Here is a 1,118-nt window from a genome sequence, read left to right as displayed (position 1 = left end):
TCCGTGAAGGTGGCCGTACAGTTGGTGCTGGTGTTGTAGCATCAATCATCGAGTAATAGTTACACGTTAACTAGTTCGATAATACGAATATTAAAAAGCCGCTCATTGAGCGGCTTTTTTTATGCCTGATGTATAAGCCCTTCATGGTGCTTACCTCTTTTAACGCAATTTCCAAACTCGCTTATTAGATTCTTTTCTCAGTTGCTTATCGTATTATTTCATTAACCGTTGAACGCAATTTAAGTTGATAAATTATCGTAGTGATGTTGGCTACATGGTTAAACATATGTTCATCATTTGGAGACTGATTCACTGAGCCCATGACCTGCCTTATTTATGATTGAATGTTGCTTAGCTTTAGGAAGACAAATTGGGTTTATAGAGTTATTCCAAGTTTTTTAAAAATACCGCCTTTTATCGCGTTTGTGATTAAAAGCTATAAACTATTTGGTAGAGAGGAAGGATCGATTTAGATCGCTTTGTCGGTTTTTAAGTGTGCTATTGATGGCTAAGCATACAAAAAGGGCTGTTTTTGTATTGTTTTTGTTCGAAGTGTATTTTTTTATAAACTTTATTAAAAAAATACTTGATCCTATTTCGGATCTCCCTATAATGCGCACCCACTGACACGGCGGGATGCAACGAAAAGCGCAAACCAAAGTGAAGGTTAAAGTTAAATTGAAAGGTTAACTTCTTTCGAAAGAAAGAAAATTAAATTTTCTAGTTGACTTTAAAAGTGAAGCGGTTAATATGGCGCTCCACTTCGCAGCAACGCTGCGGTAACTAACCAAGGGTTAGTTACATTGTTCTTTAAAAATATGAAGCAATCATCTGTGTGGGCACTCGTACAGATTGAGTTCTAACAGCTCTTGATTCAGGAGCAAAAGAATTAGAATCTCAATTTTACTGAGTGACTATAACAGTCAATTCGATTTATTTCTTTTATAAGAAATTATCAATCAGTATTCATTGAGTCAGGTACTTGGTACCAAAAAACTTTTAATTGAAGAGTTTGATCATGGCTCAGATTGAACGCTGGCGGCAGGCCTAACACATGCAAGTCGAGCGGAAACGAGAATAGCTTGCTATTCGGCGTCGAGCGGCGGACGGGTGAGTAA

1 rRNA gene is annotated in these 1,118 nt (G+C 37.3%); it reads left to right on the top strand.

Going from position 1 to position 1,118, the window contains the following annotated elements:
- Positions 1–1,000: 1,000 nt before the first annotated feature.
- A 16S ribosomal RNA gene (locus A7985_RS25365) occupies positions 1,001–1,118 on the top strand; the annotation flags it as partial.

Source organism: Pseudoalteromonas luteoviolacea (assembly GCF_001696455.1).
Taxonomy (GTDB): domain Bacteria; phylum Pseudomonadota; class Gammaproteobacteria; order Enterobacterales; family Alteromonadaceae; genus Pseudoalteromonas; species Pseudoalteromonas luteoviolacea_C.
This window is presented reverse-complemented; position numbering and strand designations above follow the sequence as displayed.